The organism is Amphritea balenae (assembly GCF_003858655.1).
Classification (GTDB): Bacteria; Pseudomonadota; Gammaproteobacteria; order Pseudomonadales; family Balneatricaceae; genus Amphritea; species Amphritea balenae.
Window position 1 is genome coordinate 1 of sequence record NZ_RQXV01000002.1, and the last position, 26,857, is coordinate 26,857.

General features: G+C 46.6%; 20 protein-coding genes. 17 read left to right on the forward strand and 3 right to left on the reverse strand.

The features are described from left to right. The first annotated feature begins 119 nt into the window (after positions 1-119). From EHS89_RS04455 to EHS89_RS04535, 17 genes are all read left to right on the forward strand, one after another. Complete coding sequence (locus EHS89_RS04455; protein ID WP_211340295.1) at positions 120-8,747, forward strand: cadherin-like domain-containing protein; 8,628 nt, start codon at positions 120-122, stop codon at positions 8,745-8,747. Between the two features lie 113 nt (positions 8,748-8,860). Continuing rightward, a complete protein-coding gene (locus tag EHS89_RS04460) occupies positions 8,861-11,041 on the forward strand; it encodes a type I secretion system permease/ATPase (RefSeq protein WP_229753802.1) in 2,181 nt (726 codons plus the stop codon). Positions 11,042-11,043: 2 nt separating this feature from the next. Further along, a complete protein-coding gene (locus EHS89_RS04465) occupies positions 11,044-12,510 on the forward strand; it encodes an HlyD family type I secretion periplasmic adaptor subunit (RefSeq protein WP_124924936.1) in 1,467 nt (488 codons plus the stop codon). A gap of 34 nt (positions 12,511-12,544) precedes the next feature. Next, the gene (locus tag EHS89_RS04470; RefSeq protein WP_170167413.1) at positions 12,545-13,888 is read left to right on the forward strand and encodes a TolC family outer membrane protein; all 1,344 of its coding nucleotides are present in this window, start codon (positions 12,545-12,547) and stop codon (positions 13,886-13,888) included. Positions 13,889-14,034: 146 nt separating this feature from the next. After that, the gene (gene ttcA / locus EHS89_RS04475; RefSeq protein WP_124924938.1) at positions 14,035-14,928 is read left to right on the forward strand and encodes a tRNA 2-thiocytidine(32) synthetase TtcA; all 894 of its coding nucleotides are present in this window, start codon (positions 14,035-14,037) and stop codon (positions 14,926-14,928) included. Positions 14,929-14,989: 61 nt separating this feature from the next. Continuing rightward, a complete protein-coding gene (locus EHS89_RS04480) occupies positions 14,990-15,442 on the forward strand; it encodes a YaiI/YqxD family protein (protein WP_124924939.1) in 453 nt (150 codons plus the stop codon). A gap of 99 nt (positions 15,443-15,541) precedes the next feature. Then, positions 15,542-16,321, forward strand: coding sequence for an enoyl-CoA hydratase (locus tag EHS89_RS04485; RefSeq protein ID WP_124924940.1), 780 nt, complete (start codon positions 15,542-15,544; stop codon positions 16,319-16,321). A gap of 335 nt (positions 16,322-16,656) precedes the next feature. Continuing rightward, positions 16,657-17,979, forward strand: a complete 1,323-nt coding sequence (soxC, locus tag EHS89_RS04490; RefSeq protein ID WP_188885305.1) for a sulfite dehydrogenase — start codon at positions 16,657-16,659, stop codon at positions 17,977-17,979. Next, the gene (locus tag EHS89_RS04495; RefSeq protein WP_124924941.1) at positions 17,963-18,967 is read left to right on the forward strand and encodes a c-type cytochrome; all 1,005 of its coding nucleotides are present in this window, start codon (positions 17,963-17,965) and stop codon (positions 18,965-18,967) included. The genes soxC and EHS89_RS04495 overlap by 17 nt, the downstream gene beginning before the upstream one ends. Before the next feature lie 87 nt (positions 18,968-19,054). Then, entirely contained in the window at positions 19,055-19,417 is a 363-nt protein-coding gene (gene soxX / locus EHS89_RS04500; RefSeq protein WP_124924942.1) for a sulfur oxidation c-type cytochrome SoxX, read from the forward strand. A 71-nt stretch (positions 19,418-19,488) separates the two neighbouring features. Then, positions 19,489-19,944, forward strand: a complete 456-nt coding sequence (soxY, locus tag EHS89_RS04505; RefSeq protein WP_188885304.1) for a thiosulfate oxidation carrier protein SoxY — start codon at positions 19,489-19,491, stop codon at positions 19,942-19,944. 30 nt (positions 19,945-19,974) lie between these two features. Further along, the gene (gene soxZ, locus EHS89_RS04510; RefSeq protein WP_124924943.1) at positions 19,975-20,289 is read left to right on the forward strand and encodes a thiosulfate oxidation carrier complex protein SoxZ; all 315 of its coding nucleotides are present in this window, start codon (positions 19,975-19,977) and stop codon (positions 20,287-20,289) included. Between the two features lie 65 nt (positions 20,290-20,354). Continuing rightward, complete coding sequence (gene soxA / locus EHS89_RS04515) at positions 20,355-21,221, forward strand: sulfur oxidation c-type cytochrome SoxA (RefSeq protein WP_124924944.1); 867 nt, start codon at positions 20,355-20,357, stop codon at positions 21,219-21,221. A gap of 15 nt (positions 21,222-21,236) precedes the next feature. Further along, a complete protein-coding gene (locus tag EHS89_RS04520; protein ID WP_124924945.1) occupies positions 21,237-21,659 on the forward strand; it encodes a SoxAX-binding protein in 423 nt (140 codons plus the stop codon). Positions 21,660-21,759: 100 nt separating this feature from the next. Further along, positions 21,760-23,526, forward strand: coding sequence for a thiosulfohydrolase SoxB (soxB, locus tag EHS89_RS04525; protein WP_124924946.1), 1,767 nt, complete (start codon positions 21,760-21,762; stop codon positions 23,524-23,526). A 114-nt stretch (positions 23,527-23,640) separates the two neighbouring features. Next, positions 23,641-24,315 carry a tol-pal system YbgF family protein gene (locus EHS89_RS04530; RefSeq protein ID WP_124924947.1) on the forward strand — a complete coding sequence of 225 codons (675 nt, stop codon included), beginning with the start codon at positions 23,641-23,643 and terminating at the stop codon, positions 24,313-24,315. Beyond that, positions 24,312-24,866 carry an elongation factor P hydroxylase gene (locus EHS89_RS04535; RefSeq protein ID WP_276330360.1) on the forward strand — a complete coding sequence of 185 codons (555 nt, stop codon included), beginning with the start codon at positions 24,312-24,314 and terminating at the stop codon, positions 24,864-24,866. Before EHS89_RS04530 ends, EHS89_RS04535 begins: the two co-directional genes overlap by 4 nt. A 69-nt stretch (positions 24,867-24,935) precedes the next feature. Here the strand turns inward: EHS89_RS04535 and EHS89_RS04540 are convergent, their stop codons facing one another. The 3 genes from EHS89_RS04540 to EHS89_RS04550 are packed head-to-tail and all read right to left on the reverse strand — an operon-like array spanning position 24,936 to position 26,512. Further along, a complete protein-coding gene (locus tag EHS89_RS04540; RefSeq protein WP_124924948.1) occupies positions 24,936-25,382 on the reverse strand; it encodes a copper chaperone PCu(A)C in 447 nt (148 codons plus the stop codon). A gap of 45 nt (positions 25,383-25,427) precedes the next feature. Then, positions 25,428-26,030: an SCO family protein gene (locus EHS89_RS04545; RefSeq protein ID WP_124924949.1), complete on the reverse strand. Its 603-nt coding sequence runs from the start codon at positions 26,028-26,030 to the stop codon at positions 25,428-25,430. After that, complete coding sequence (locus EHS89_RS04550) at positions 26,030-26,512, reverse strand: hypothetical protein (protein WP_124924950.1); 483 nt, start codon at positions 26,510-26,512, stop codon at positions 26,030-26,032. Before EHS89_RS04550 ends, EHS89_RS04545 begins: the two co-directional genes overlap by 1 nt. Positions 26,513-26,857: the final 345 nt, after the last annotated feature.

The following is a 26,857-nucleotide window of genomic DNA, read 5'->3' on the forward strand; positions in this document are numbered from 1 at the left end:
CGCTGAGTGGCCTGGATATCGGCAGTGATTACGAGAATGCGTTCTACAGCTTTGATGGCACGAACTACACGCCGATCAGCAGCCCGATTACGCTGCCAGCCGACGGCAGTGGTGTGGATGTGTACATCAATGTACTGGACGATCTGGTTACCGAAGCAGATGAGCAGTTCACGCTGACCGCGACGAACACGGCGGATGCGACCGATACAGCGAGTGCGCAGGCGACCATTCTGGATAATGATCAGCCTCCGACACTTGATTTAGATTCAAATGACAGCACGGATACTGGAGCTAATTATCAGGTCAACTTTACCGAGAACGGTGGTGCGGTTGCGATAGCGGATCTGGATAGTAGTATCACGGATGTTGATGACAGTAATATCGAAAGTGCAACGATCACACTGACGAATGGTCAAGTGGGTGATGTTCTGGCGGCGGGTCTACTGCCAGCGGGAATTACGGCGAGTGTCGTCGGTAATGTTGTTACCCTGAGTGGTAGTGCGACGCTGGCGTCTTACGAGACGGCGATCGAATCGATTACCTTTAATAACACCAGTGAGAATCCTAATACCACGGATCGTATTATCGAAGTAGTGGTGAACGACGGAGGTAAGAGTTCAAATATTGCTATTGCAAAAATCACCGTGGATGCGGTGACCGATGCGATAACGGATCTGGATGAGAACGTTAACACCAACGAAGATACCGCGATCAGCGGGGGCGACCTGTTCGCCAACCTGACCGATACCGATAGCAGCAGCCATACCCTGACCGGCGCGACCGTCGATGTGGATGGCAGCGGCAGCCAGACCGCCCTGGTACTGGGTAGCGTTACCGCGCTGGTTGATAGCGATAGCAACCCGATCGGTGATCTGACCGTGAATGCCGATGGTAGCTACGACTTTACCCCGGCACCGAACTACCACGGCAGCGTACCGGTGGTGAGCTACAGCCTTGTGGATGATAACGATCCAACCGATACCGCCAGCTCAACGCTGGCGATCACCGTGGATGCGGTGACCGATGCGATAACGGATCTGGATGAGAACGTTAACACCAACGAAGATACCGCGATCAGCGGGGGCGACCTGTTCGCCAACCTGACCGATACCGATAGCAGCAGCCATACCCTGACCGGCGCGACCGTCGATGTGGATGGCAGCGGCAGCCAGACCGCCCTGGTACTGGGTAGCGTTACCGCGCTGGTTGATAGCGATAGCAACCCGATCGGTGATCTGACCGTGAATGCTGATGGTAGCTACGACTTTACCCCGGCACCGAACTACCACGGCAGTGTACCGGTGGTGAGCTACAGCCTTGTGGATGATAACGATCCAACCGATACCGCCAGCTCAACGCTGGCGATCACCGTGGATGCGGTGACCGATATCCCTGAATTCCGTTCCGGCAGCGATGTTGAAGGCGATGCTCCGAATGCAGACAGCTACGACTTCGGTAGCTTGCCAGAGGGCAGCACTAGCGGTACTCCAGTGGGTAGTGTTATTGCAGACGATGCAGATGGAGATACTCTGAGTTACCGTTTTGCCAATGGCACTCAGACTGATGGCGTATTCACAATTGATTCTATCAGTGGTGAGATTACACTGAATCAGGATATCGATGATGGAGATCTGGGTAACTACAACCTGACAGTCGAAGTATCCGATGATAACTTCGCAACTCCGGCAGGAGATACTGCTGCGGTAGCGATTGAGCTTACCGATGCCACGGTTTATGCCACTCTTATTGGCCCTGGTGATGTTGTTGAAGGTGATACAACATCTGCATACACCATTGAGTTACGTGACATTAATGGTAATCCAGTCACAGTTTCATCAGATACTGAAGTCACTATTTCATTCGCTAACATTACTGCAGATAACGGTGACTACGCATACAGTACACCGGGTAATAACACCCAGGTATATACCATCGATTCGGGAAGTTCTTCGACCACATTTACGGTTGCTACAAATGGAGATGGGCATGTTGAAGATGATGAAAGCTATACAGCAACAATTACGGCGGTAGAAGATACCGGTGAGTTCTATGATCTTTCTGTTGCAGGATATACAGATAGTAGTGCTACCGCGCATGTGACTACTGTTGAGACTGTAATTCTCAATGATGACTTCTCATTTACTACGACTAGCATCGCTGCAGACGATGATGATGTAGATGAGAATACTGACACTGATCTTAGCAATAATGTTTCGATATCTGGCTTAATCAACAATATAGGTACGGACCTTCACTTATCCATTGATGACAGTTTGTCACTTGATAGTAATGGAGATCAGCTTACTTCAGGTAGTAAGGCTATCTCTTACTCATGGGATCAGCCAACCAATACTCTCAGGGCAACTATTAACGGTGGTGTTGATACAGTATTTACCGTAGAGATTGATAGTTCGACAAATACGGGTTATGCGTTTACCCAATATATGCCTATTGATCATCCAACAGGTGCTGGTGAAAACGATATAGTTATTCCGCTAACCCTTCAGGTGCTCGATTCAAATTTTGATCCTCTGAATACTGACCAGCAGACGGCGAGTCCTTTAGACGTTGAGTTTAGTATTACTGTAAACGATGACGTTCCTTTAACAATGTCGTCCAATGTTAGTTTGGATAATGCCGTGTTCCACGATCTGATGGTTAACGGAAGCTTTGAAGACAATAATGTTAATAATAGTGTGAAAGATCCTGGTGAAATTCAAGACTTTGGTACCTGGGGGCTGGTAAGGGAGTTAGATGGTTGGACCACGGATGCCCCTAATCCAGCAATGGAGTTGCAACGAGACAAGTTCCCCGCTCAAGATGGCGTCTCTTATATTGAGCTTCAATCAATTGTTACGGCTGGTGCAACTGATGCAAATGTCCAGATGTACCAGGATGTTAACTCTATCAAAGGTGTAGAGTACGATTTCTCATTTTATTACAAACCACGTAACAGTAAATCGGGTGATGGCCGGATGAAAGTGGTTTGGGAAGGTGAAGATATCCTTACTGTTGATGGTGCGCTTGGTGATTCTTTTCCTTATAGCGTTAATGCTTCGTCTGGCTATAACGTCTCTACTACGGACGCAGGAAATGGCTGGATGCAGGTTAGCGTTGCTCTGACTGCGACAGTTGATGGTGGCAGAATAGAGCTACATGGCTTGGATGATGTTGACAGAGGACAGGGTGGAAATATTACGCATGGTGCTTTTGTCGATAATATATCAATGGTTGGCAGCTCGGTAAGTTATTCCGGCAATCTGGACGGGGTGACTGAAGCCCTCTTTGGCGCTGATGGGCAGCACGATACAACCCCGTTTACTTGGAATACAGATGTCACGACGCAAAACCTGGCTCCAGATACAAGTATTGTTTGGCAAGCCAACGGTTTGATGTTAACGGGTAGTATCGCAGGTACCGCTGTTCTTGAGCTTGAAATAATTGATCTTGCTACGGGTGAGTATCGCGTTTCTCAACTGCAACAGATTCCAGTCGAAGCTGGTCAGGATAACGTTCTGTTGGGTGTGAATTATCAGCTAATGGATAGTGATGGCGATGCCGTTGTCAGTAATATAGAGCTATCAATAGCCGCTGATCCTGTGCCTGTCGCTGTTGCCGATAGCTACTCGTTAGTCGAAGACTCCTCTTTGTATACTTCGGTTGCTATAACCGCAGATAGCGTTACCGAAAATGATACCGATCCAAAAGGGGAAGGCCTTAGTGTTGTTAGTGTCGCTTCAGATAGCAGTGGCACAGGAATTCAGTCTGTTGACGGTGTAAGCTCTTTTACAACGGCCCTGGGTGGTTTTGTTGTCATGAGCGCTGATGGTTCATTTGAATATCATGCACCGGTACTTGACCACACGAGCAATGATGTTCTCGAGGATTATTTTTACTATACGGCTACCGATGGAACTAACGATTCTGCCTGGACTAAGGTTAGCTTGAATGTCACTGATATCAGTATCAACGCCTTAGATGATAATGAAGCCCTTAACTTATTGGCTTCGGCATCTATCGCCGGTGATGTGTTAGCCAACGATCAGATTAAGGATACCCCTGCAACTGTCGTCGGGGTCGAGGTCGGTGATACAGGGAACCAGACAACGAGCAATGTTGGTTCAACGATTGAAGGCCTTTATGGCGATTTAACCCTACTCAGTGATGGTAGCTATACCTACACTTCTAACCTTGCGGTAGGCATGGCCACCGGAGCTGATTTAGGCGAATGGGAAAATGGCAAAGGTATTTTCTACGGCGCTAATGATGCCATTATTCTGAGTGGTGGGGCGCTTGATGTTGCAAACCTTCCTGCTGCTTACAGCCAGATCGGCTTTCATAATCAATCAGATAGTCTGGGTGTGGATGCGGGTGTTACTCAGCCTGGACGAATTAATGATCAGGAGCAGTTGATATACAACTTTGAAGGTCAGGTTAATGTGATTAACGCGACCCTTCAAGATCTTGCTGACAATGAAGTGGTTGAATATCGTTTGTTTGATGCAGATGGTGATGCTATCGGTGGTGTCAGAACGATGAACGGTGACGGTACCGATATAATTGCTGTGGGTCCTGATGACATTCCTGCAGGCACTATGATTCAGTATATAGCCATAACTGTAGCCGGTCCTGGTCAGGGCATTCGCCTTGAAAGCATTACCTTTGGTTCTAAGGATATCGCTGCAGATAGCTTTACATATACAGCGTTAGATGATGATGGTGATATTGATACGGCGGTCCTTAATATCCATCACAACGCAACTTCTTTAGCAGCTCCTTCGTCAACGCAAACTCATCCACCCGTTGCTGGTGATGTAGATCTTGGCGGTATGATGATCAATAGCGCTATCATCGTTACTGAAGCTGAGCTGCTAGCTAATAGTACTGATCCTGATGGTAAGGATGTATTAAACATCAGCTCTGTGACCGTTGATTCATTGTACGGATCTATAACCGATAACGGTGATGGTACCTGGACTTTCAATCCTGCTGTCGATTTTGTTGGGCAGGATCTGCCAATAACTTTTGAAGTTACGGATGGTATCTATTTCGATTCAGCAACCGCCATTATTGATGTGCGTGCTGTTAATAAAGTCCCGGTTGCTAACCCTGATCAATCATACGTTGAATACGGGGATACGGTATCTGGAAATGTCGTAACAGATGCCGGTGGTGCCGATGAACTGTTCGGCGAGGGACCTGCAACGATTGTTTCTGTCAATGGTAATACTGGTTTTGATGGCAGCGGTAATTTAACTGTTATCGGGACTTATGGCACCTTGGATATCAACCAGGATGGTAGCTATACCTATACTTCAATATCCAGTGCTGCTGTTCATGATGGTGGTGGCGGTTTACCTAACTGGAGTCAGGTTTCATTTTCTGCGTACTCAGCTGGCACTGCTTATGAGTCAAACAATACACTGTTGACCGGGGCTGTAAACGGCTCGGTGTATTCTGATAACAGTGGTAGTGTTCAGGGGATTGGTGTTTCTGGTGGTGAAGATGGCCGATTAGATAATGACAATGCCAGCGGTGCCGAGGCACTGTTGATGGATCTTGGTGAAAGTGCAACAGAAGCAACAATTACACTGCATAGTTTTGGTAATGAGAACGGTGTATGGACAGCTTACGATTCAAATCACCAGAAAGTCGCAAGTTCAACGTTCAGTGGAAACACTAATACATACGATGTTGATATTGATACGGGCGGGCAGTCATTCCAGTACGTTGTCATGAGTGTGCCAACAGGCGTTCATGCTGATGAGTATTATGTCTATGATATTGATTACACAAGGGCTGATGGTTTTGAAGATCAGTTTACTTATGTAATAGCCGATGCCGAGGGCGATCAGTCAAATCAAACCACATTGACTATCACCCATGATGCTCCCCAGCCAATAGGTCCGGTAACAGATGCTGATATTAACCTTAACCAGGTTGCTCAGAATGCGCCGGCCGGTACTGTGGTTGGTATTACTGCGATTGCAGTAGATCCAGACCCTGCTGATAGTGTTACTTATAGTTTGACTAATGACTATGGTGGCGCATTTGCTATTGATTCTGTTACCGGTGTCATTACGGTCGTAGATTCCAGTTTATTTGATCGTGCCAATGATCCTGACCCTAGTGTAGGGGTGCGGGCTTTGAGCTCTGATGGCAGCGCTAACATCAGTACTTTTGCTATTCATTTAACTGATGGTACCGTTCCTACAGCGGTTGCTGATGATAATACTGTATTTGAGTCAGCTTTATTGCAGGGTACCGATGCAGGTAGCGGGGCAAATATTGCTACCGGTAATCTATATGGTAACGACACTCTTGAAGGGGCTAGCCTGGTATCTATTAATGGTGTGACGCCTGTCGGTGGAACCATTACGGTTACAACTGCTTACGGTGAATTGATTGTCGACGCATCCGGTCCTAATGCCGGTGACTATACGTATACCCTTACCGCAGCCACTAGTTTTGGCGTCACCGATCAAGAAGTCTTTAATTATGTACTTCAACAGGCTGATGGCGATTCTGCTCAAGCGGCTCTGACGGTAAGTGTCATGGATGATATGCCTGAGGCCACTGATGCTGTGCATAATCTGCAGGCATCTGGAGGTGTTCTGACATCCAATATCATCATCATTTATGATAGATCAGGCAGTATGAATGGTGATCCTGACGTACCGGGTTACAGTAACCGTCATGATCTGGCCGTAGATGCTCTCCACAACATGTTGCAAGGTTATGACGCGATTGGTGATGTAAATGTCAAAATCGTTGACTTTGGCTCATCTGCAGCAGAGTCGGGTTGGACTGATATCCAGGGCGGTAAAGAGTATCTTCAGGCGGTGCCTGTTGATACAGGTACCGATTATCAATCGGCATTAGAACTGTTGATGTCTGGTTTCTCTCAGCCATCATCGGATCAGACGATGATCTATTTCCTTTCTGATGGCCATGAAAATGAAGGTAACGTCTCAACAATTGCAGCGCAGTGGGAGGCATTTGTTGATGCCAATGCTACTAAATCAATAGGTGTTGGTGTTGGTGCTATTAATACAGTTACCCTTAATCAGGGAATTGATGTCGTCGCTTATCCAGATGCACCGATTATTATTCAGGATGAGAGTGAACTTATAGGCTCACTTTACGATACAGTGAGTGGTTCAGTTGCCGGTAGCATGTCTGTTCTCGGTGGCGGAGATGATGGTATTACTCTGGGTGCCGATGGCGGATATATCAAGTCCATTACCATTGGCTCTGATATATATACCTATAACGGTTCTGATGCGAGCGTCACCTTCACTACACCTGAGGGTGGAACCATGCATCTGGACTACCTGACAGGTACGTTTAATTACGATATTGATTTAGACGCAAGTATCATTGGCAAGCAGGAGGTATTTATCCTTGTTGGCCGGGATAATGATGGTGATGAGGTTGTATCAAATCTAACGGTTAATCTTAATTTTGATACTAATCCAACCGTTGGTAATGACCATATTATTACCAATATTATTGATGCGCCTATCGATGTTGCTAAAGAAGCTCTATTGAATAACGATCAGGACCTGGATGGTGATTCGTTTACGTTCGGAAGTGCTTCAAACGCTTCAGGAGGAACTATTTCTGAAGATGCTGACAGTATTGAGTTTACACCAGCGTCTCCATATTCAACCGACTTTGGTGCGAGTTATTCAATCATCAGTGAATCGGGTAGTAACAACTCCATTGCTAATGCTGATGATTTGACTGATCGATCCCTGTTTGGTGCGGTTACAGGGGCCGAAGCTGCCAATGTTGCTAATCCTGAGCTGGCAAGTTTGAAATATACAGGTACCATTTCCGATGGTGGAGATGATACCGACTATATAAAAGTGCAACTTAAAAAGGGTGAGATACTGATTGCTGATATCGATAATGGCGAAAGTATTCAGCACTCTGAATTGCAGCTTTTTGATTCAAATGGAACTCGGATCCGCCGTACTTATGATTATGACTATGACATAGGCCATGGTGGTGAAGGTTCAATCGATACTGATGATGCATTTATGCAGTTCACTGCTTATGAAGACGGTGACTACTTTGTACGTGTTGGAGAGAATGGTACCAATGATACTGGTAGCTATGATCTGTGGTTAACTATTGATGATACTAACGTTACTGATGCAGCCTATGACTACTCGATAACTGATGGTGTGTTAACTGATACCGGTACTGTAAATATTAGTATTGTCGACAACGCTAAGCTACAAGGCGGCGTGGGTGATGACATTATCATTGGTAAAGATGGACAAAGTAATGAGTTGTTCGGCGCCGACGGTAATGATGTATTGTATGGCGGTGATGGTAACGACATCCTTACCGGTGGTGCGGGTGACGATCTGTTAATCGGTGGCGCTGGTTTGGATACCTTTGACTGGAATGGTGGTGATCAGGGAACAGCTGACAGTCCTGCAATAGATACGGTAGGTGACTTCAATGTACTTGAAGATAAACTTGATCTGAGTGGAATGCTTGATTCGCTTGGTATGCAAGATGGTGATCCTATTGCTGACTATCTGAGTTTGGTTGATAGTGCATCTCAAGTGACTCTGAATGTACATGATGGTGCGGATATTACTCAGCAGATCGTACTGGATGATGTGAGTCTGGCTTCATTAAAGAGTGATCTTAATCTTGATGCAGGCTTGACTGATGTACAGGTACTTAATGAACTGATCAATATGGCCGATCCTAAGATCCTTATTTAAGGACGAAAGAGCAGTCTGTTAACCGACTGCTCTTTTTTTGCTCTGGATAAAGATCAAAACATCTGTTTTATACGAGTTATTAAATCGTTGTAGAAAAGAGGAAACAAAACAAGGTGACGCAACTTAATACAGACTGGGATTTAGATTCTGGTCGGTCACAAAGTATCGATCCGTTGCTGGAATCCCTGCTATTGCTGGGTAAGTACTATGGTATGCCTGCCTCTGAAGACTCGCTCTGCAGTGGTTTACCGTTAGTCGATAACGCGCTTACGCCTGAATTGTTTCCTCGTGCTGCAGAACGGGCAGGGTTATCTGTACGGCTGACAGATCAACGGTTGACTGATGTACACGAGCTGCTGTTACCTTGTGTTTTACTGCTGAAAAATCGTCGCTGTTGCGTGCTGATGTCACTTGATCAGCAGAGTGGCACTGCCCGGGTTTTACAGCCCGAGGCGGGTGATGCAGAAGCGGAGTTGAGCATTGAACAGCTAGAGGCTGATTATTCTGGCCACCTGTTCTATGTCAAAAAGAAGTATAAATTTGATCAGCGTAGCCCTGATGTACTGGATACCAAGAATGAACACTGGTTCTGGGGTACATTTCGTAGTGCAATGCCGATCTATCGGGATGTGCTGATTGCGTCTTTCCTGATTAACCTGTTTGCTGTTGCATCGCCTCTGTTCGTGATGAATGTGTATGACCGAATCGTACCTAACCTGGCGTTCGATTCACTCTGGGTGCTGGCAATAGGCATCTCTCTGGTTTTTCTGTTTGATTTTGTACTTAAACATCTGCGTTCTTATTTTATCGATGTGGCGGGAAAGAAGCTTGATCTGCAGCTATCGGCGAAAATCTTTGCCAGGGTAATGGGAATACGAATGGAGGCCCGTCCGCTGTCTGTCGGCGCTTTTGCTAATAATCTGCAGTCTTTTGAGTCGATTCGCGAGTTCATCACCTCTGCAACCGTTAGTGCGCTGGTCGATCTACCCTTCGCGGTTATCTTCCTGCTGGTTATCTGGACGGTCGGTGGTCCATTGGTTGCGGTGCCGCTCACGGTAATGGTGATTCTGATAGGGTATAGCCTTTATATCCAGAAACCGTTGGCGCAACAGATAGAGATCACCTCGAAACTTTCTTCGCAAAAACAGGCCACCCTGGTTGAGGGCCTGAGTGGCCTTGAGGCTGTAAAGATTAATGGTGCGCAAAGCCAGTATCAGGTGATATGGGAGCAAGCTGTTAGTAAGATGGGGCAGCATGATATTCAGACCCGTAAGCTGGCCAATGGTGCGTCAAGTCTGTCAGCATTTCTACAGCAGATGATGACCGTTGGTGTTGTGGTGATGGGAGTCTACCTGGTTGCCGCGGGTGAGTTGAGCATGGGCGGCATTATTGCTGCGGTGATGTTAGGCGGTCGTGCGGTTCAGCCGTTAGCTCAGCTATCATTGTTGGCAACCCGGTATAATCAGGCCAAGGCATCTATGAGCCTGATTAATCAGGTGATGGAAATGCCTGTTGAACAGGAAGAGAATAAGAAGTACGTAAGTCGCCCCCAGCTTAAGGGTAAAATTGAGTTTGATAAGGTGAGCTTTGCTTACCCTGGCCAGCAAAGCTACGCACTGCATGAAATCAGTTTCACTATTGAACAAGGTGAACGTGTTGCCCTGATCGGTGGTATAGGCGCAGGTAAAAGCACCTTAGAAAAGCTAATTCTTGGGCTTTATCAGCCGACAGAAGGCGATGTGCGAATGGATGGCGTTAATATCGCACAGCTTCATCCGGCTGATTTGCGCCGGAACATTGGCTGTATTACCCAGGATAACCATCTCTTCTTCGGTAGTATCCGTGACAACATCACCATGGGCGCACCTTTTACCAGTGATGAAGCTTTACTAAAAGCGGCTAAGTGGGGCGGTGTTTCGGCCTTTACAGATCACGATCCTGAAGGACTTGAACGTCAGGTAGGTGAGGGCGGTCGGCAGCTTTCAGGTGGTCAGCGTCAGGCCGTTTCTGCAGCCCGGGCGATTGTTATGGATCCGCCAATATTACTGTTGGATGAACCTACCAGTCAGCTGGATCGTAAGTCAGAACTGTATTTGATGAATAGATTGAAAGAGCTTGATAGCGACAAAACGCTGATTTTAAGCACCCATAAATCCAGTCTGTTGGATGTTGTTGATCGGATTATCGTACTTGAAAATGGCCGGTTACTGGCTGACGGCCCCAAAGCGGAAGTTATTACCTGGCTACGTGAAGGCGTTAATCGTCAGCAACCTGCCCAGAAGGAGGCGAAGTAGTTATGTCTGCGCCACCGTCTGTGAACAGACCAGTACCCAATAAAGTAAAAGATGCGGTTAAAGCGATGGCTGGCAGTTCTTCTGATCAGCCTGCTGTGGATAAAGACCTCCATGAATTTATTGACAATGCTGCCGCCAGCACCTTGATGGATACTCCCAGAAGCTCAAGAATTCTTTTATGGGGTGTTGTCTGCTTTGTTGTGGTGGCGCTTGTCTGGGCCTATTTCGCTGAGCTGGATGAGATTACCCGGGGTGAAGGTAGCGTGATACCTTCGCAGCAGGTGCAGGTTGTTCAGTATCTCGAAGGCGGCATCCTGAAAGATATCTATATTAAAGAGGGAGACCAGGTCGAAGCGGGCCAGTCTCTGTTACGGGTCGATGAAACTCAGTTTCTATCGGACTTTCGAGGCCAGGCTCAGGAAGGTGCATATTTTGAAATATCGGTCGCTCGTCATAAGGCTGAGTTGAACAGCATAATTATTAGCGGCAATGGCAATGCCTCTCAGTGGCAGGAACAGGTGGGTATTCAAGCTCAGCCTATTCTGATGAGTGATGAGTGGAAGGCTCAGTATCCTCTGTTATACGGTCGCGAGCAGGCGCAGTTGGAAGAACATCTGCGTAATCTGAGTAACCAGTTAGATATTCTTGGGCGTCAAATTGAACAGCGGGTTCAGGAAAAGCGTGAACTGGAATCTAAACTCAGCCATATACAGCGTTCATACAAGCTGAGTTTGCAAGAGGTTAGTATGACCCGCCCTCTGGCTGAGCAGGGCGTCATTCCGAAAATTGAGCTGATTAAGCTTGAAAGGGATCTGAATAACTACAAACAAGAGCTTGAGGGGGTAAAGCTATTACTCCCTAAAGTGCAGCTAAGTGTACAGGAAGCTGTTGCGAAACGTCGTGAAATCGCGTTAAATGCTCGAAGTGAAAGTCAACAGAAACTAAACGAACGTTTGGCGCAATTCAAGCAGAGTACTGAACAACAGGTAAGCCTGCGTGACCGGGTTGATCGCACTACTGTTATATCCCCGGTTCAGGGCACAATAAAAACAATTTCGGTTAATACCATTGGCGGTGTTATACGCCCGGGTATGGATCTGGTCGAAATTGTTCCTACTGAAGATCATCTGTTGATCGAAGCAAAAGTGTCACCCAAAGATATCGCCTTTTTAAGATCTGGATTAGCGGCTGTTGTTCGGCTGACGGCCTATGATTTTTCTATTTACGGTGGCTTGAAAGGCACGGTTGAACATATCAGTGCCGATACCATCGAAGATGATCAGGGCAATATCTACTACCTGATACGGGTTAAAACAGAGAATAACGATCTTGGCAGAGGAAATACATCACTGCCGATCATTCCGGGCATGATGGCAACAGTAGACATCATGACGGGTAAGAAAAGTGTGCTTGATTATCTGCTGAAACCAATATTTAAGGCACAGCAGCAAGCCTTACGCGAAAGATAAAATGTAAATGGACTTAACCGGGGGGAATGGTTCAATGGGGAAATTACCAAAATTAGGCGCTATCGCCATTTTGGCATGGTCGGGGACGCTTTCAGCGCAAACCCTGATGGAGGCGGCTTCGTATACAATCGAAAGCTCGCCGGATGTGGCAATTGTAAAAAACCAGTATCTGAGTCGAATAGAGCAGATCGGTATATCTAAGGCAGGTTATCTGCCAACGGTTGATCTGGCGCTTGGCTGGGGCGGGGAGTGGACTAATAGCCCGTCAACCCGAGCTTCAACTGGCAGTTCTGATTATGTTGATCTGGAGCGGGGAGAAGCCTCCCTGACGGCCAGTCAGATGTTGTATGACGGTCTGCGTACCCGTAATGATATGAGCCGTACCCGGGCTGAAGCAGAAGCGCAGCGTTTTCAGCTTTGGACTGCAGCAGAAAATACAACGCTTGAAGTTGCTGATGCATATATGTCAGTGATCAACGCGAAGGAAGCCGCGGTTCTAGCTGCGGATAACCTGGAAGCTCATATCGAAATTCTGAATGGTATTCGTAAGCGTTCCGAGCACGGTCTGGGTTCTGCTTCTGATTTGTCTCAGGTTAAAGGTCGTTTGAGTCGTGCGCATACTAACTATCTGGCAACGGATAATAATGTGCTGGATGCCCAGGCTCGATTCTATAAAGTGGTTGGCCGCGAAGCATTGGGATTGATCAAACCGCAACCGGTTGATCAGAATATGCCGGTTTCTTATGAGCTGGCATTAGAGCGTGCGGGTAAGGTACATCCGACTCTGCTGTCTTCACAGCTGGATATTGATGCAGCGGTAGCTCAGTTAAAAATTCAGGATTCAAACTTCCGTCCAGATATTCGTCTTGAGCTGGGCGGAACCTGGAACAATAACCTGGATGGTAGCGTTGGTTATAATAATGACCTGACCGCGATGATTCGGATGCGTTACAACCTGTTTAATGGTAAATCGGACAGCTATCGTAAAAAAGACGCCTATTACAAGCTAATGGAAGCCAGTGCAATCCGTGATCGTGCTCAGCGTCAGGTAGCAGAAGGTATGAGTCTTTCCTGGAATGCTTATCAGTTGCTGGAACGTCAGATGGAGTTTCTTGAAGCGCATGTGATTGAGTCAGAAAAAACGCTGGATGCGTATGAGCAGCAGTTCAAGCTGGGGCGTCGTACACTGGTCGACTTGTTAGATGCGGAAAATGAACTGTTTGAGGCGCGTCGTGAGCTACTTACAGCTGACAAAGATCGCATCATGACTCAGTTCCGAGTCTTAAATGCTATGGGTGATCTGTTAAGTGTCCTGAACATTGACCGTGAAGCTGTTCTGAACGATGAAGAACGGCAGGAAATATCGCATCTGAACTGATCTTTTTCCTGATCGGATCGCTTTAAAACACCGCAGTCTTTTTTGACTGCGGTGTATTTGATCTCCAGCAGCTATTCGGGCTGCTTAATTCTACCAATTCCGCTATAATCGCCGCCTTTCAAGCAACCTCTTTTTGAATATCGGTTATGAGCGAAGAACTGGCTAAACAACAGAAAACCCGTCTGAATAAACTGCAGAAACGTCTGCGCCGTGAAATGGGTCGTGCGATCGAAGATTTTAATATGATCGAAGATGGCGATAAGATCATGGTGTGTTTGTCAGGTGGTAAAGACTCTTTTGCCATGCTGGATATTCTGATGAATTTGCAGAAGAGTGCCCCTATCAGTTTTGAGATAGTGGCAGTAAACCTGGATCAGAAACAGCCTGGATTCCCCGAGCATGTTCTGCCCGCCTATCTTTCTGATATCGGTGTGCCATTTCATATCATAGAGCGGGATACCTATTCGGTTGTCAAAGAAGTCATACCTGAGGGTAAGACAACCTGTTCGCTATGTTCACGTCTACGTCGTGGAACCTTATATGGTTTTGCCGAAGAGATTGGTGCTAACAAGATCGCTTTGGGCCATCACCGGGACGATATTCTGGAAACCTTCTTCCTGAATATGTTCTATGGCGGTAAGTTAAAATCGATGCCACCAAAGCTGGTAAGTGATGATGGTCGGAATATGGTTATCCGGCCACTGGCCTATGCCCGTGAAAAAGATATTATGGCGTACGCTGACCTGCGTGAGTTCCCGATTATTCCATGTAACTTGTGCGGCTCGCAGGACGGTTTACAACGTCAGGTAGTCAAGGAGATGCTCCAGGATTGGGATAAACACCATCCAGGTCGTATCGAGACGATGTTCCGGTCTTTGCGTCACGTGGTACCTTCGCACCTGGTTGATACTGAACTGTTTGACTTTCAAGGGCTGCAACGGGGTTATGCCCATGGTATTGCCGATCCTGATGCTGCAGTAAACAGCGTTAGTACCAGCCAGAAAGCGGTACCAGAGACGATTGATATACTTTCTTTGTAAGTGTTTATCTGTTTGTTTAGTGGGTATCTTTGGTCTAACTGTCTTTTGTTGAGCGAAAACTATGCAGATCTGGGTTGATGCGGACGCTTGTCCTAATGTGATTAAAGAGATTTTATTTCGTGCTGCGGATAGAAAATCTTTGCAGGTCACTCTGGTTGCCAATCAGTTCTTACAAACACCTAATTCGGCCTTTATCGATATGGTACAAGTGCCCGCCGGTTTCGATGTGGCGGATAATTACATAGTACAAAAGTGTTCTGCGGCTGATCTGGTCATTACTGCAGACATTCCTCTGGCATCGGAAGTGATCGAAAAAGGAGCCCATGCCCTCAATCCCCGGGGAGAATTCTATACTCCGGAAAATATTCGTCAGCGACTTAACATGCGAGATTTCATGGACCAGTTACGTAGCTCCGGTATTGATACTGGTGGTCCGCCAAAGCTGGGGCAGCAGGATCGCCAGCAGTTTGCTAATCAATTAGACCGTTTCCTGGCCAAAAATCTGAGCAACTGACAATCTAACTTTTGTCTATTGTGTAAGGGTTTTCCTTTATTTATTCCTCTTTTTGCATTAGTTTCTCAGGTTATCAAATAACAATAACCTGAGGTTGCTATGAGCGACACACTGCTAATTCGTGAAGATAATGATGGTATCTGTACTCTTACTTTGAACCGTCCCGATGCTTATAACTCGCTTTCGCTGGAGTTAATGCAGGCGCTGATCACTACCTTTGATGAAATAGCCGATGATATATCAGTCCGGGTCATCGTATTGAAAGGTAGTGGTCGGGGCTTTTGCTCCGGGCATGATCTGAAGCAGATGTTGGGTGAGGGGGAGGAAGCGTATTATCAGTGTACTTTTGATACCTGCTCAACGTTGATGCAACGTGTAGTCAATCTGCCGATCCCTGTTATTGCCCAGATACATGGCGTAGCAACAGCTGCAGGCTGTCAGTTGGTTGCCAGCTGTGATCTGGCATTGGCCAGCGAAAAATCAAGGTTTGCCACGCCGGGGGTTAATATAGGTCTGTTCTGTTCAACGCCGATGGTTGCTTTAAGTCGTGTTGTAACAAAGAAGCATGCGATGGAGATGCTGCTGCTCGGCGATATGATCGGTGCTGAGCGAGCCTGGGAGATGGGGCTTGTTAACTGGGTTGTTGCTGACGATGAGCTGGAGCAAAAGACAGCAGAAGTTGCCGCTAAAGTTGCAGCTAGTTCACGTAAAGCGATCTCTATCGGTAAACAGGCTTATGCACGTCAGATAGACAAGCCGCTTGCAGAAGCTTATGCAGAGTGCAGTAAAGTGATGACCGGCAATATGATGACCCATGATGCCGGAGAAGGGATAGATGCGTTTATTAATAAACGTAAACCTGAATGGCAGCATCGCTAATGCTTTAATAAAAATATAGTTAAAACCGCAGCCGAGGCTGCGGTTTTTTTTGCCTAAAAAAACGATACCGGATTGTTCAGGTCAGGGCTGCCGATGCGAAGAGAGTAGTCAAGAATGTCTAACCCTTTGTTCTAAGAAGTGCCAATCAACCAAAATATAAGGTAAATCTAATCAATTAAATCCATATATATGATGAATATCATGTATTCCTAGACAATGGTCGAATTCTTATATATTCCAACCAAGTATAAGCTTATCTCAAATAATAATATGCAGGCCTGAAATTTGGGTCTGACGAGCTAAGTTTGCATAGAACAAATCGTCTGGAGGCGTGGATGTCCAATCCGATTAAAAGTCTGTCGACTCGTGAGCTAATGGAGCAGTTAGCGCGGGAGTCTGAAGGCTTGTCAATTTCCGATCGCCGGGATTTTCTAAAAAAAGGGATGCTTGCTGCTGGAGCGATGACAGCAACAACGTTTGCAGGGACCGCTGCTGCAAGTAAAAATCTACCCCCAATGGAGCCATCCTGGGGGCGTCAGCTGGGGGCGGGTGTTGTAGATAAGCCTTACGGCCAACCTTCAGCTTATGAAAAAGAAGTGGTGCGCCGAACAGTACCCTGGTTGACGGCTGAATCGATCGCCTCGATCAGTATGACGCCGATTCAGGACCTGAAGGGCATAATTACTCCAAATGGTCTGGTGTTTGAACGCTATCACGCAGGTGTTGCCCAGATTAAGCCAGAAGAACATCGTCTGATGATTCATGGTCTGGTTGAGCGACCCATTATCTTTACCATGGAAGACCTGATGCGTTTTCCATCGGTGTCCGAAATTAAGTTTATTGAATGTCCTGCCAATGGTGGTATGGAGTGGAAAGGTGCGCAGATGGAAGCGCTGCAGTTTACCCACGGCATGTTAAGTTGCTGTGAGTGGACCGGTGTGCCGTTGCGGGTTCTGCTGGAAGAAGCCGGCGTAAAGCCAGAAGGTAAGTGGATCCTGGCTGAAGGGGCTGATGGATCTCATATGAGCCGCTCAATTCCTCTGGAAAAAGCGTTGGATGATACCTTGGTGGTATACGCGCAGAATGGCGAAATGCTACGACCTGAGCAGGGGTATCCATTACGGCTGCTGAACCCTGGTTGGGAGGGTAATACCTCCATCAAATGGCTACGTCGCCTCGAAGTGGGTGATAAGCCATGGTACCACCGTGAAGAAACCTCTAAATATACCGATCTGATGGCCGACGGCCGGGCGCGTAAGTTTACCTTTGTACAGGAAACTAATTCGGTTATTACCAACCCTTGTCCTGAAAATCCAATTGTTAAAAGTGGTTTGATTGAGATTGAAGGGATGGCCTGGTCTGGTCGCGGCAAAATCAAGCAGGTAGATATCTCTTTTGATGGTGGCGTTAGCTGGGTTCCTGCCAACCTGAAAGGCTTAGTGCTGGATAAAGCACTGACTCGCTTCAGCCTGGTTACAAAGTGGGATGGTCAGCCATGGTTACTACAAAGTCGGGCAATTGATGAAACCGGTTATGTTCAGCCGACCTTAGGTCAGCTCCGCGAAGCCCGGGGTACCAACTCTATCTACCATAAAAATTCAATTCACAGCTGGAAAGTTGAAGCGAACGGAGGGGTTAAAAATGTTCAGATTAGTTAAAAATGCCCTTCTGGCAACGGCTGTTACTACTGTTCTGGCAACGCCGGGTATGGTGAGTGCCGGTGAGAAGTATGGCTTTGGAACAACGGCGACGGCTGAAGAGATTCAGGGCTGGGATATTGATATCCGACCTGATGGTAAAGGTCTGCCAGCAGGTGAAGGCTCAGTTGCTGATGGTGAAGAGTTGTATGAACAACTTTGTGCTACTTGCCATGGTTTGTTTGGTGAGGGTGAAGGTCGCTGGCCGGTACTGGCGGGTGGTGAAGATACACTGACAGAAGAACGTCCGGTAAAAACCGTGGGTAGCTACTGGCCTTATGCCAGTACCTTATATGACTACATTCGACGGGCAATGCCTTTCACAGCACCGCGTTCGCTGACAGATGATCAGACTTACCAACTGTCGGCCTATGTGCTGTACCTGAATGAGATAGTTGATGAAGAGTTTGTGGCTAACAAAGATACATTAGCGGCTGTTGAGATGCCTAATCAGGAAGGTTTTTTTGTTGATCCCCGGCCAGATGTTAAGAATAACCGGTGTATGAAAAACTGTGCAGATCCAGCCAAGTTGCAGATTGTAGGTACTTTGCAGGGAGTAACACCGGTAGGCCATTTTGTTGAAGGTGCCGATGCACCGGCAGCATCGCATCAGGCTCAGGAAGAAAAAGAGCGTTCGTTGCACGGTGAAACAGTAGAAGAGAATGCTGCTGATACCCTGGCACTGACTGAGGATGCTATAGCCGGTCGTGAGACTTATGACAATGCCTGTCAGGCTTGCCACTCATCGGGTATTGCAGGATCGCCTAAGTTTGGTGATAAGTCTGCCTGGAAGGGCCGTATCGATCAGGGTATGCCGCTATTGGTTGAGCATGCAATAAAAGGCTTTTCGGGTGAAACCGGTATGATGCCACCTAAGGGCGGTCGTACTGATTTATCCGATGAGCAGGTGAAAAAAGCTGTCGCTTATATGGTGGAATCAAGCCAGTAGGCAAAGATTCAGGCTCCATTGCTCAGGCGGTGGGGCTTGTTATAACAATAAAAATAACCTGAAAAAGGTAATTCCGGAGGAATGCGAATGCAAAAGCTGAAAACCTCGTTTTATGCAGCAGGTTTAATGGCGATGCTGTCAGCGGGTACGGCTCAGGCTGTAGATAAGGCTGAATTGATTGCGATGGGTAAGGCTGTTTACCTGAATAAGTCGAAAGGGAACTGTGTTTCCTGCCATCAGATTGAAGATGCTGATGCGACTCAGGCAGGTAATCAGGGACCACCTATCGTAGCAATGAAACAACGTTTCCCTGATAAGGCAGTGCTACGGGCACAGGTTTGGGATGCGACAGTAAACAACCCATTAACCATTATGCCCCCGTTAGGTAAGCACTGGATTTTATCTGAACAAGAGATCGACGCTGTCGTCGAATACGTTTATCAGTTTTAAAGATCGAATTTTGACTAAAGCTTCAATAGAAAGCGCGGTTAAAGAATATCGATAGATAGAGGATTAGAAGAATGATGAATCGTCGTAAAGTAATTAAGGCTATTGCTACCGGTGGAGCCCTGATCGGAGCAAGTGTTCTGATGCCACGCCTGGCGATGGCTGCATGGAATCAAGATGCTTTTGGTTCAGATAACCAGGCGAATGCTATGAAAGCCCTGTTAGGTGCTGAACCCACTGCCAGCGCTGATGTAACTCTGAAAGCGCCAAGCATCGCTGAAAATGGTGCGGTTGTGCCTGTAACAGTTAAAACCACGGCAGCTAATGTTGAATCAATCAGCTTGTTTGTTGAAGGGAATCCTACACCGCTGGTAGCAGAGTTTTCGGTACCGGCCGGCACAAAAGCGGAAGTTTCTACCCGGATCCGTATGGGTAAAACGTCCAACATCACTGCGGTAGTTAAGGCCGACGGCCAGCTACTGAGTGCTTCACAGGAAACTAAAGTCACTATCGGTGGTTGTGGCGGTTAATCGCTTTTAAGCTTAGACGAGGAAAAAATTATGGCTGGTATTATGAAAGTTAAAGCTAAGGCTAAAGGCGAAGTTACTAACGTTAAGCTGATGGCAAAGCACATTATGGAAAGCGGTCAACGCAAAGATAAAAAGACCGGTGAATTGATTCCTGCAATGTTCCTGCAGGAGATCTCTGTACAGCATGGTGGAAAAACAGTGTTTACTGCCAACCTGGGTACGGCTGTATCTAAAAACCCGTATCTGGCATTCAGCTTTGCAGGCGGTGCTAAGGGTGAAGAGCTGACCTTAAACTGGGTTGAAAATACAGGTAAGACAGGTAGTGAGACTGCCGCGATTAAGTAAGTCCGGGCGGGATGGTATATCTCGATGTCGGTGTTACTTATGGGTAAAGCTGTGGAGAGTATTTAATGAAAATAATAAAAATGATGACTTTGAGTCTGGGTGTTGTTCTGGCAACACAGATGACTCAGGCGGCTGATTCAGGTTTTACGTTGGCAACAGTCAACCCTGAAGCTGATCGTACAGCCCTGCAAAATTACTTTAAAAAACGCTTCCCTGAATCAGAGGTGCAGGATTATGTAAATGGTATCTATGCCGTTGATGCTGATTCCCGTGCTCAGTGGGAGGAGATAGAAGAATTTCCTCCTTACGAGTTTGCTGTTGAAGAGGGTGAAGAGCTGTTTAATACGCCTTTTGCAAATGGCAAAGGTTACGCCGATTGTTTCGAAAACGGCGGTGTTGGTATTCGCCAGAACTTCCCTTACTGGAGTAAGGAAGAAGGGACAGTGAAAACACTGGAGATGGAGATCAACGAATGCCGCGAAGCGAATGGCGAGCAACCATTGAAATGGGGCAAAGGTGAAATAGCCAAGGTCTCTGCTTATATGGCCTGGACCTCGCGGGATCAGGTCTTCGATGTAAAGATTCCCGAGGGTGATACGGCTGCAATGGCTGCGTATCTGGATGGAAAAAAGTTCTTTTATGCTAAGCGTGGTCAGTTGAATCTGTCCTGTGCGAATTGTCATGTACAGGGAACGAATATCCGTATTCGTGCTGATCTGCCAAGTCCACAGCTGGGTCATGTATCACACTTCCCGGTATTCCGCTCTAAATGGGGTGATCTGGGAACTCTGCATCGTCGTTATTCCGGTTGCCACAAAGATTCCCGTTCTAAGCCGCTAAAGCCACAAACTGAAACCTTCCGTAATCTGGAATATTTCCAGACTTATATGAGTAATGGTTTGGTGGTTAATGGTCCGGGCGCACGTAAGTAAAAGAGGAGAAGAATCATGAAAAAAGCACTGATTATAGTTGCTGCACTGACACTGGCTCCAACTTTTGCTGCGGCTGAAAGCTTTGAAAAAGCCTATCTGAAAGCGCGTGCCATGTATGGCCAGGGGGCGGTCTTTGAATGGCAGGGCAATCAATATGTGGCGACCCATGAAGAAGAGTCCGAAGCTAATGTCGATGCGACTGAAGCTAATGCTCAGATGATGATCGATAAAGCTAAAGCTAAAAACAAGGAAGTTGCAGCGTTGGGTTTTGAGTGGAAGCTGACGGGCGATATCCTTAAAAAGGCTGAAGCAGCTAAAGCGGACGGCGATTACCGCAAGGCGCTGGATCTGGCCGCTCAGGCTAAGTATCACGCGCGTATCGGTATTCAGCAGTATCACTATGCTCAATCTAACTGGCAACTTTCGGTGCCAGAGTAAAACCAGAGTGAAGCAGACCTGCGGTTAATACCGCAGGTTTTTTTAGTTTTGGTGTTTGTTTAGTTCTATTGTTGGTTTTAATTAAGACAGGTGAATATTTATGTCAATGTCTCGCCGAGAGTTTGCTCAGTTAATGGGGTTGGCCGGTGCTGCAGGGATGCTTCCGATGCAAGGGTTCGCGGCCAAAAAACAGCCGGCTGAGCTCTATGAAGTGCCTAATTTTGGTAATGTGCGCTTGCTACATATTACCGATTGTCATGCGCAGTTACTGCCGATCTATTTCAGAGAGCCCAATGTGAATCTGGGTATAGGAAGTGCTTTAGGTAAAGCGCCTCATCTGGTGGGTGATAAATTATTAAATCATTTTGGTATCCAGGCCAATAGTCTGGAAGCCCATGCTTTTACCTGCCTTAACTATCAAAGTGCTGCGGGTAAGTACGGCAAGGTTGGCGGCTTTGCTCATATTAAAACACTGGTTAACCGACTACGTCAGAGTTATGGTCAGGCAAATACCCTGTTGCTAGATGGCGGTGATACCTGGCAGGGCTCGGGCACCTCATATAAGACCCGGGGTATGGATATGGTTGAGGCAACCAATGATCTGGGTGTTGATATTATGACCGGACATTGGGAATTTACCTATCATCAGGAAGAGATATTAAAGAATATTAAGGCGTTTAATGGTGAGTTTCTGGCACAGAATGTGTTCATTACTGAAGATGCGCTGTTTGAAGGTGCCGATGAATATATTCATGATGAAGACTCAGGCCGGGTATTTAAGCCCTATACCATTAAAGAGATGGGCGGTGCCCGTGTTGCGGTCATTGGTCAGTGTTTTCCGCGGACTAAAATCGCAAATCCTGCACGCTTTATTCCAGACTGGACCTTTGATATCTATGATGAAAATATGCAGGAACTGGTCGATGAGATTCGTGCAACTGAAAACGTAGGTGCTGTGGTTGTACTGTCGCATAACGGGATGGATGTCGATCTTGAAATGGCCCGTCGGGTGAGTGGTATCGATGTTATTCTGGGTGGTCACACCCATGATGGTATGCCGGTTCCCTCCATTGTGAAAAACAATGGCGGCAAGACTTTAGTCTGTAACGTGGGATCAAACGGGAAGTTTGTTGGTGTAATGGATCTGGATGTCCGGGGCGGTAAAGTGCAGGACTTCCGTTACCGCTTATTACCGGTATTTTCTGAATTGTTACCGGCTGATCCGCAGATGGCAACGTTGATTGATAATATCCGGGCACCTCATATGGACTGGCTCAGTGAAGAGTTGGCAGTGGCTGATGAGCTGATGTTCCGTCGGGGTAACTTTAACGGTACATTCGATCAGGTGATTTGTGATGCGTTATGTAATGTGAACGATGCTCAGATCTCTCTGTCGCCAGGGTTCCGTTGGGGAACAACCGTGCTTAAAGGTCAGATGGTAACGATGGAGCATGTTCTTGATCAGACCTGCCTTACCTACCCTGAAACCTATGTTCGCGAGATGAAAGGTGAGGAGCTTAAACTGATACTGGAAGATGTGGCGGATAACCTGTTTAACCCTGATCCTTATCTGCAGTCCGGTGGTGATATGGTCCGGGTTGGAGGTTTCGACTATGTTTGTGATCCAAACCGACCAATAGGACAGCGTGTGAGTGAAATGACACTGGATAATGGCACTAAGATCGAGGCCTCCAAGACGTATAAGGTCTCGGGTTGGGCGACGGTGGGATCTCGTTCCGAAGGCGATGATATCTGGGATGTGGTCGCTACACATCTGCGGGATCGTAAAGTTGCCAGTATCGATAAACTGAATACGCCTAAACTTAAGAATGTCGCGGGTAACCCTGGGATAGTGGATTACAGTTAATACTCTTATGAGTAAACCAGGGAGCCTTTTGGCTCCCTTTTTTATTCTGGAAAAGCGGTTCTACTGCGACATACCATCGGCTAGAATGTAGTCCAAATGTTGAGGGTGATAACTGTGAACCGATTAGTTTTGTTGGGCTTCCTAAGTACTTTAACGCTGGCGGGCTGTAATGCTGCCAATGTTCAGCCGCAAAGCTCAGATCAGGGTGCTGTAAGTGTGCAAAATACTGTCCCGGAATCGAGCGAAGCTGTCAATGCGGAACATAATGCGCAATTTGATAAACTGAATGGTCGTATCACTTTGATGCAGGAGCAGTTCCTTGAACTCAAAATTCAGAACACTGCTGTGGCCGAACGGGTGCAATTATTACTGACTCAATTTCAGGTTTTAGCTCAGCAGATTAAGTCAGGGTCAGGCCCGGTTGAGGTGGATGGGCAGGAGACTGATCTGTCGGATATGATGCAGCGACTGGACCAGCAGTTAATAGAGTTACAACAGATAGCGCCTGAACTGGGTGGTGGTGATCCATTCAAACTTGCGACCTGTTATACCGCCAAGGGGAAGTGGAAGTTGATACGCTATAACCGCTTTACCGGAGAAAGCTGGATATCTGCGGATAACAGCTGGCAGCCTCTGGATGAGGAATTTACCCCTCAACTTTCTTCCTATGAGGTTCAGTTATTGCGTGCGAATGGTGATGTTAAAGGCTATGTAGCTGCACGGATTGACCAGAATACAGGTGATACCTGGTGGCTTAACAATGATACCTGGGTGAAATATCAGCAATGAGTAGTGATTTATTGATGGCTGAGAGAACCGCCGACAGCCTGGTCGAACTATTTAATAGTTTATTTGCGGGTTCATTGAATACGGTTTTACTACGGGGTGATGATGAACCCATCTATCTGCCGGCCGATGAAACTGATTCCCGTCATCGGGTAATTTTTGCCCATGGTTTTTTTGCCAGTGCTTTGCATGAAATCAGTCACTGGTGTATTGCCGGAACAGAGCGAAGAAAACTGGTTGATTTTGGTTACTGGTATAAACCTGATGGTCGTACCTCTGCAGAACAGCGCGAGTTTGAGAAGGTCGAGATAAAGCCCCAGGCGCTGGAGTGGATGCTGTCAGAAGCGGCAGGGCATAAGTTTCATTTCAGTGCAGATAACCTGGGGAGTGATATCGGCGCTAGCCCTGAATTCAAGTGTAATGTGTTAAAGCAGGTACAGAGTTATCTACAGGATGGGATCCCCGATCGGCCTCAGCAGTTAATCAGATCATTTCAACAACACTATGGTACTGAGCCTTTAACCCCCGAGCGTTTTTCCTTAGAGGGGAAATGAAAAAGCCGGCATAAGCCGGCTTTTTTATGTTTGTTTCTTAAGTGTTTTTTGCTTGTAAGAGCAGAAAACTTAGTGACTGTGTTTTTTGGACATAGCAGTCATAACATCCTGGACCTTAACTTCCAGTTGTTGCGAACTACCGTCATTAAAATTCAGCTTCAGATCGATCGTTTCATCGATAGCAAGATTACGGTTCAGGCCTATCAGCATTATATGGTGGCCACCCGGCTTCAGCTCTACCGTTGTATTCGCCGCGATATCTATCTCAGAAATTCTGCGCATTTTCATTACACCATCAGCTTGTGTATGGGTATGAAGTTCAACGGCTTTGGCGACAGAACTCTCAGCGGAGGTCAGTGCTACAGCATCACTGCTGTGATTTTTTAACATCATAAATGCTGCACTGTTTGGCTGACCCGGAGGGACTGCGCGCGCATAAGGGTGATTAACTTCGACTTCGGCGAAAACGGAAACTGATAACGTCAGAGCTGAGAGTAAGGTAATTAGTTTTTTCATTTTCGTCTCGTTTTTAAATGTTCTAAAAGTCTAATAATCAAAAAACTACAGCAGGGCACGTATTTCAGTGACTACCTGATCAGGCATACTACCGTGCATCAGGGCTTTACTCAGTTCCCCCTGTTTATTAATCAGGTAGATTCGGGATGAGTGATCTACCGCATAGCCCATAGCTGAGTCTTTCATTTCAACTATGCGATAGAAGGCGCCATATTGATTTACCAGCAGATCAATATCCTTTTTACTGCCTGTCAGGCCGGCAAGTTTCGGATGAAAGAACTGACTGTATTCCGCCAGACGTTCAGGGGAGTCCCGATCCGGATCTACACTGATAAATAACGGCTGTACCTGCGCCAGTTCTGTTTCATTTAACTGTTTAAGCGCCTGTGACATCACTGCAAGCGATGTCGGACAAACATCTGGACAGTGGGTGTAACCGATATACATGACGACAACGTTATCCCGGTAATTTTCTAACGACACCTCTCCCTGCGAACCTTGCAGGGTAAAATCACCGCCCAGCTTATGTAGCAAGGGCTGCTCAGGCGAGCTGTTGCGAGGAGAGATAAGGTAGGCCACTACAATACCGGCTAATAAAGCCAGAGTAAGAAGTAATAAATTACGCAGTGTGTTCAGATTATTTGCCATTATTTCGCTCTAAAATCAAACCAGGTTTTTACCGGGCCGTCTTCGGTAACAGCAACAATCGTTGCTCGCCAGCCCATTTCACCGGTAGTACAAGCGCCTAGCTCTCCAGTACCTTTAAATAATCCAGGCTGCCCTGGCACAGCAGTTAACTGTGTCTGATTCAGGCCCATGAACATCTCTGTACCTTGCAAGTCAATCATGACGCTTTCAGATTCAACCCCTTCAATTTTTACGGTATAGCTCATAGGGGTCATTGAGTTTATGTTTCTGGGCAGTACATCAACGGTCATACTCAGGTCATTTATCTCAACTTTACAGCTCTCTTTTTTAAGGTCGCAATCACTTTTAACGGATACACCAGTACTCTTATTTTCTGGCAGTGATAGCGCAGAACTTCCTAACCAGATAGCCAGTATAAATACGCCTAGTATTGCGATGATCAGGTATTGTTTCTTGTTGCTGCTTTGTTCGGTTTGTGGCATTGATCTACTTATCCTCTTAATAGAGGATTCTCTCTGATTCTGGCTATATTCTGAATGTGGCAAATTGTCGCATTAGATTCTTAGGGACGCCAACTAAAAATTTTTTATGCTTGAGTGTTTTGTTTAAATTAAACTTGTCTTATGTAACTGAACATCCCTATATAAAGGGGTTCTGATTAATAGATTATTTATTTAATCCAATAAATCTGTATGATACTTATCTTAGCTAAGGAAAGCTTATAGCAAAATCTCAGGAGGAGAGGGTAATGCGATCGCATTGTCGTGACTGTAGGGTCTTAATTGAGTCAGAACTGATAAGTGAACCTCATTTTAGTTTAAGAGTAT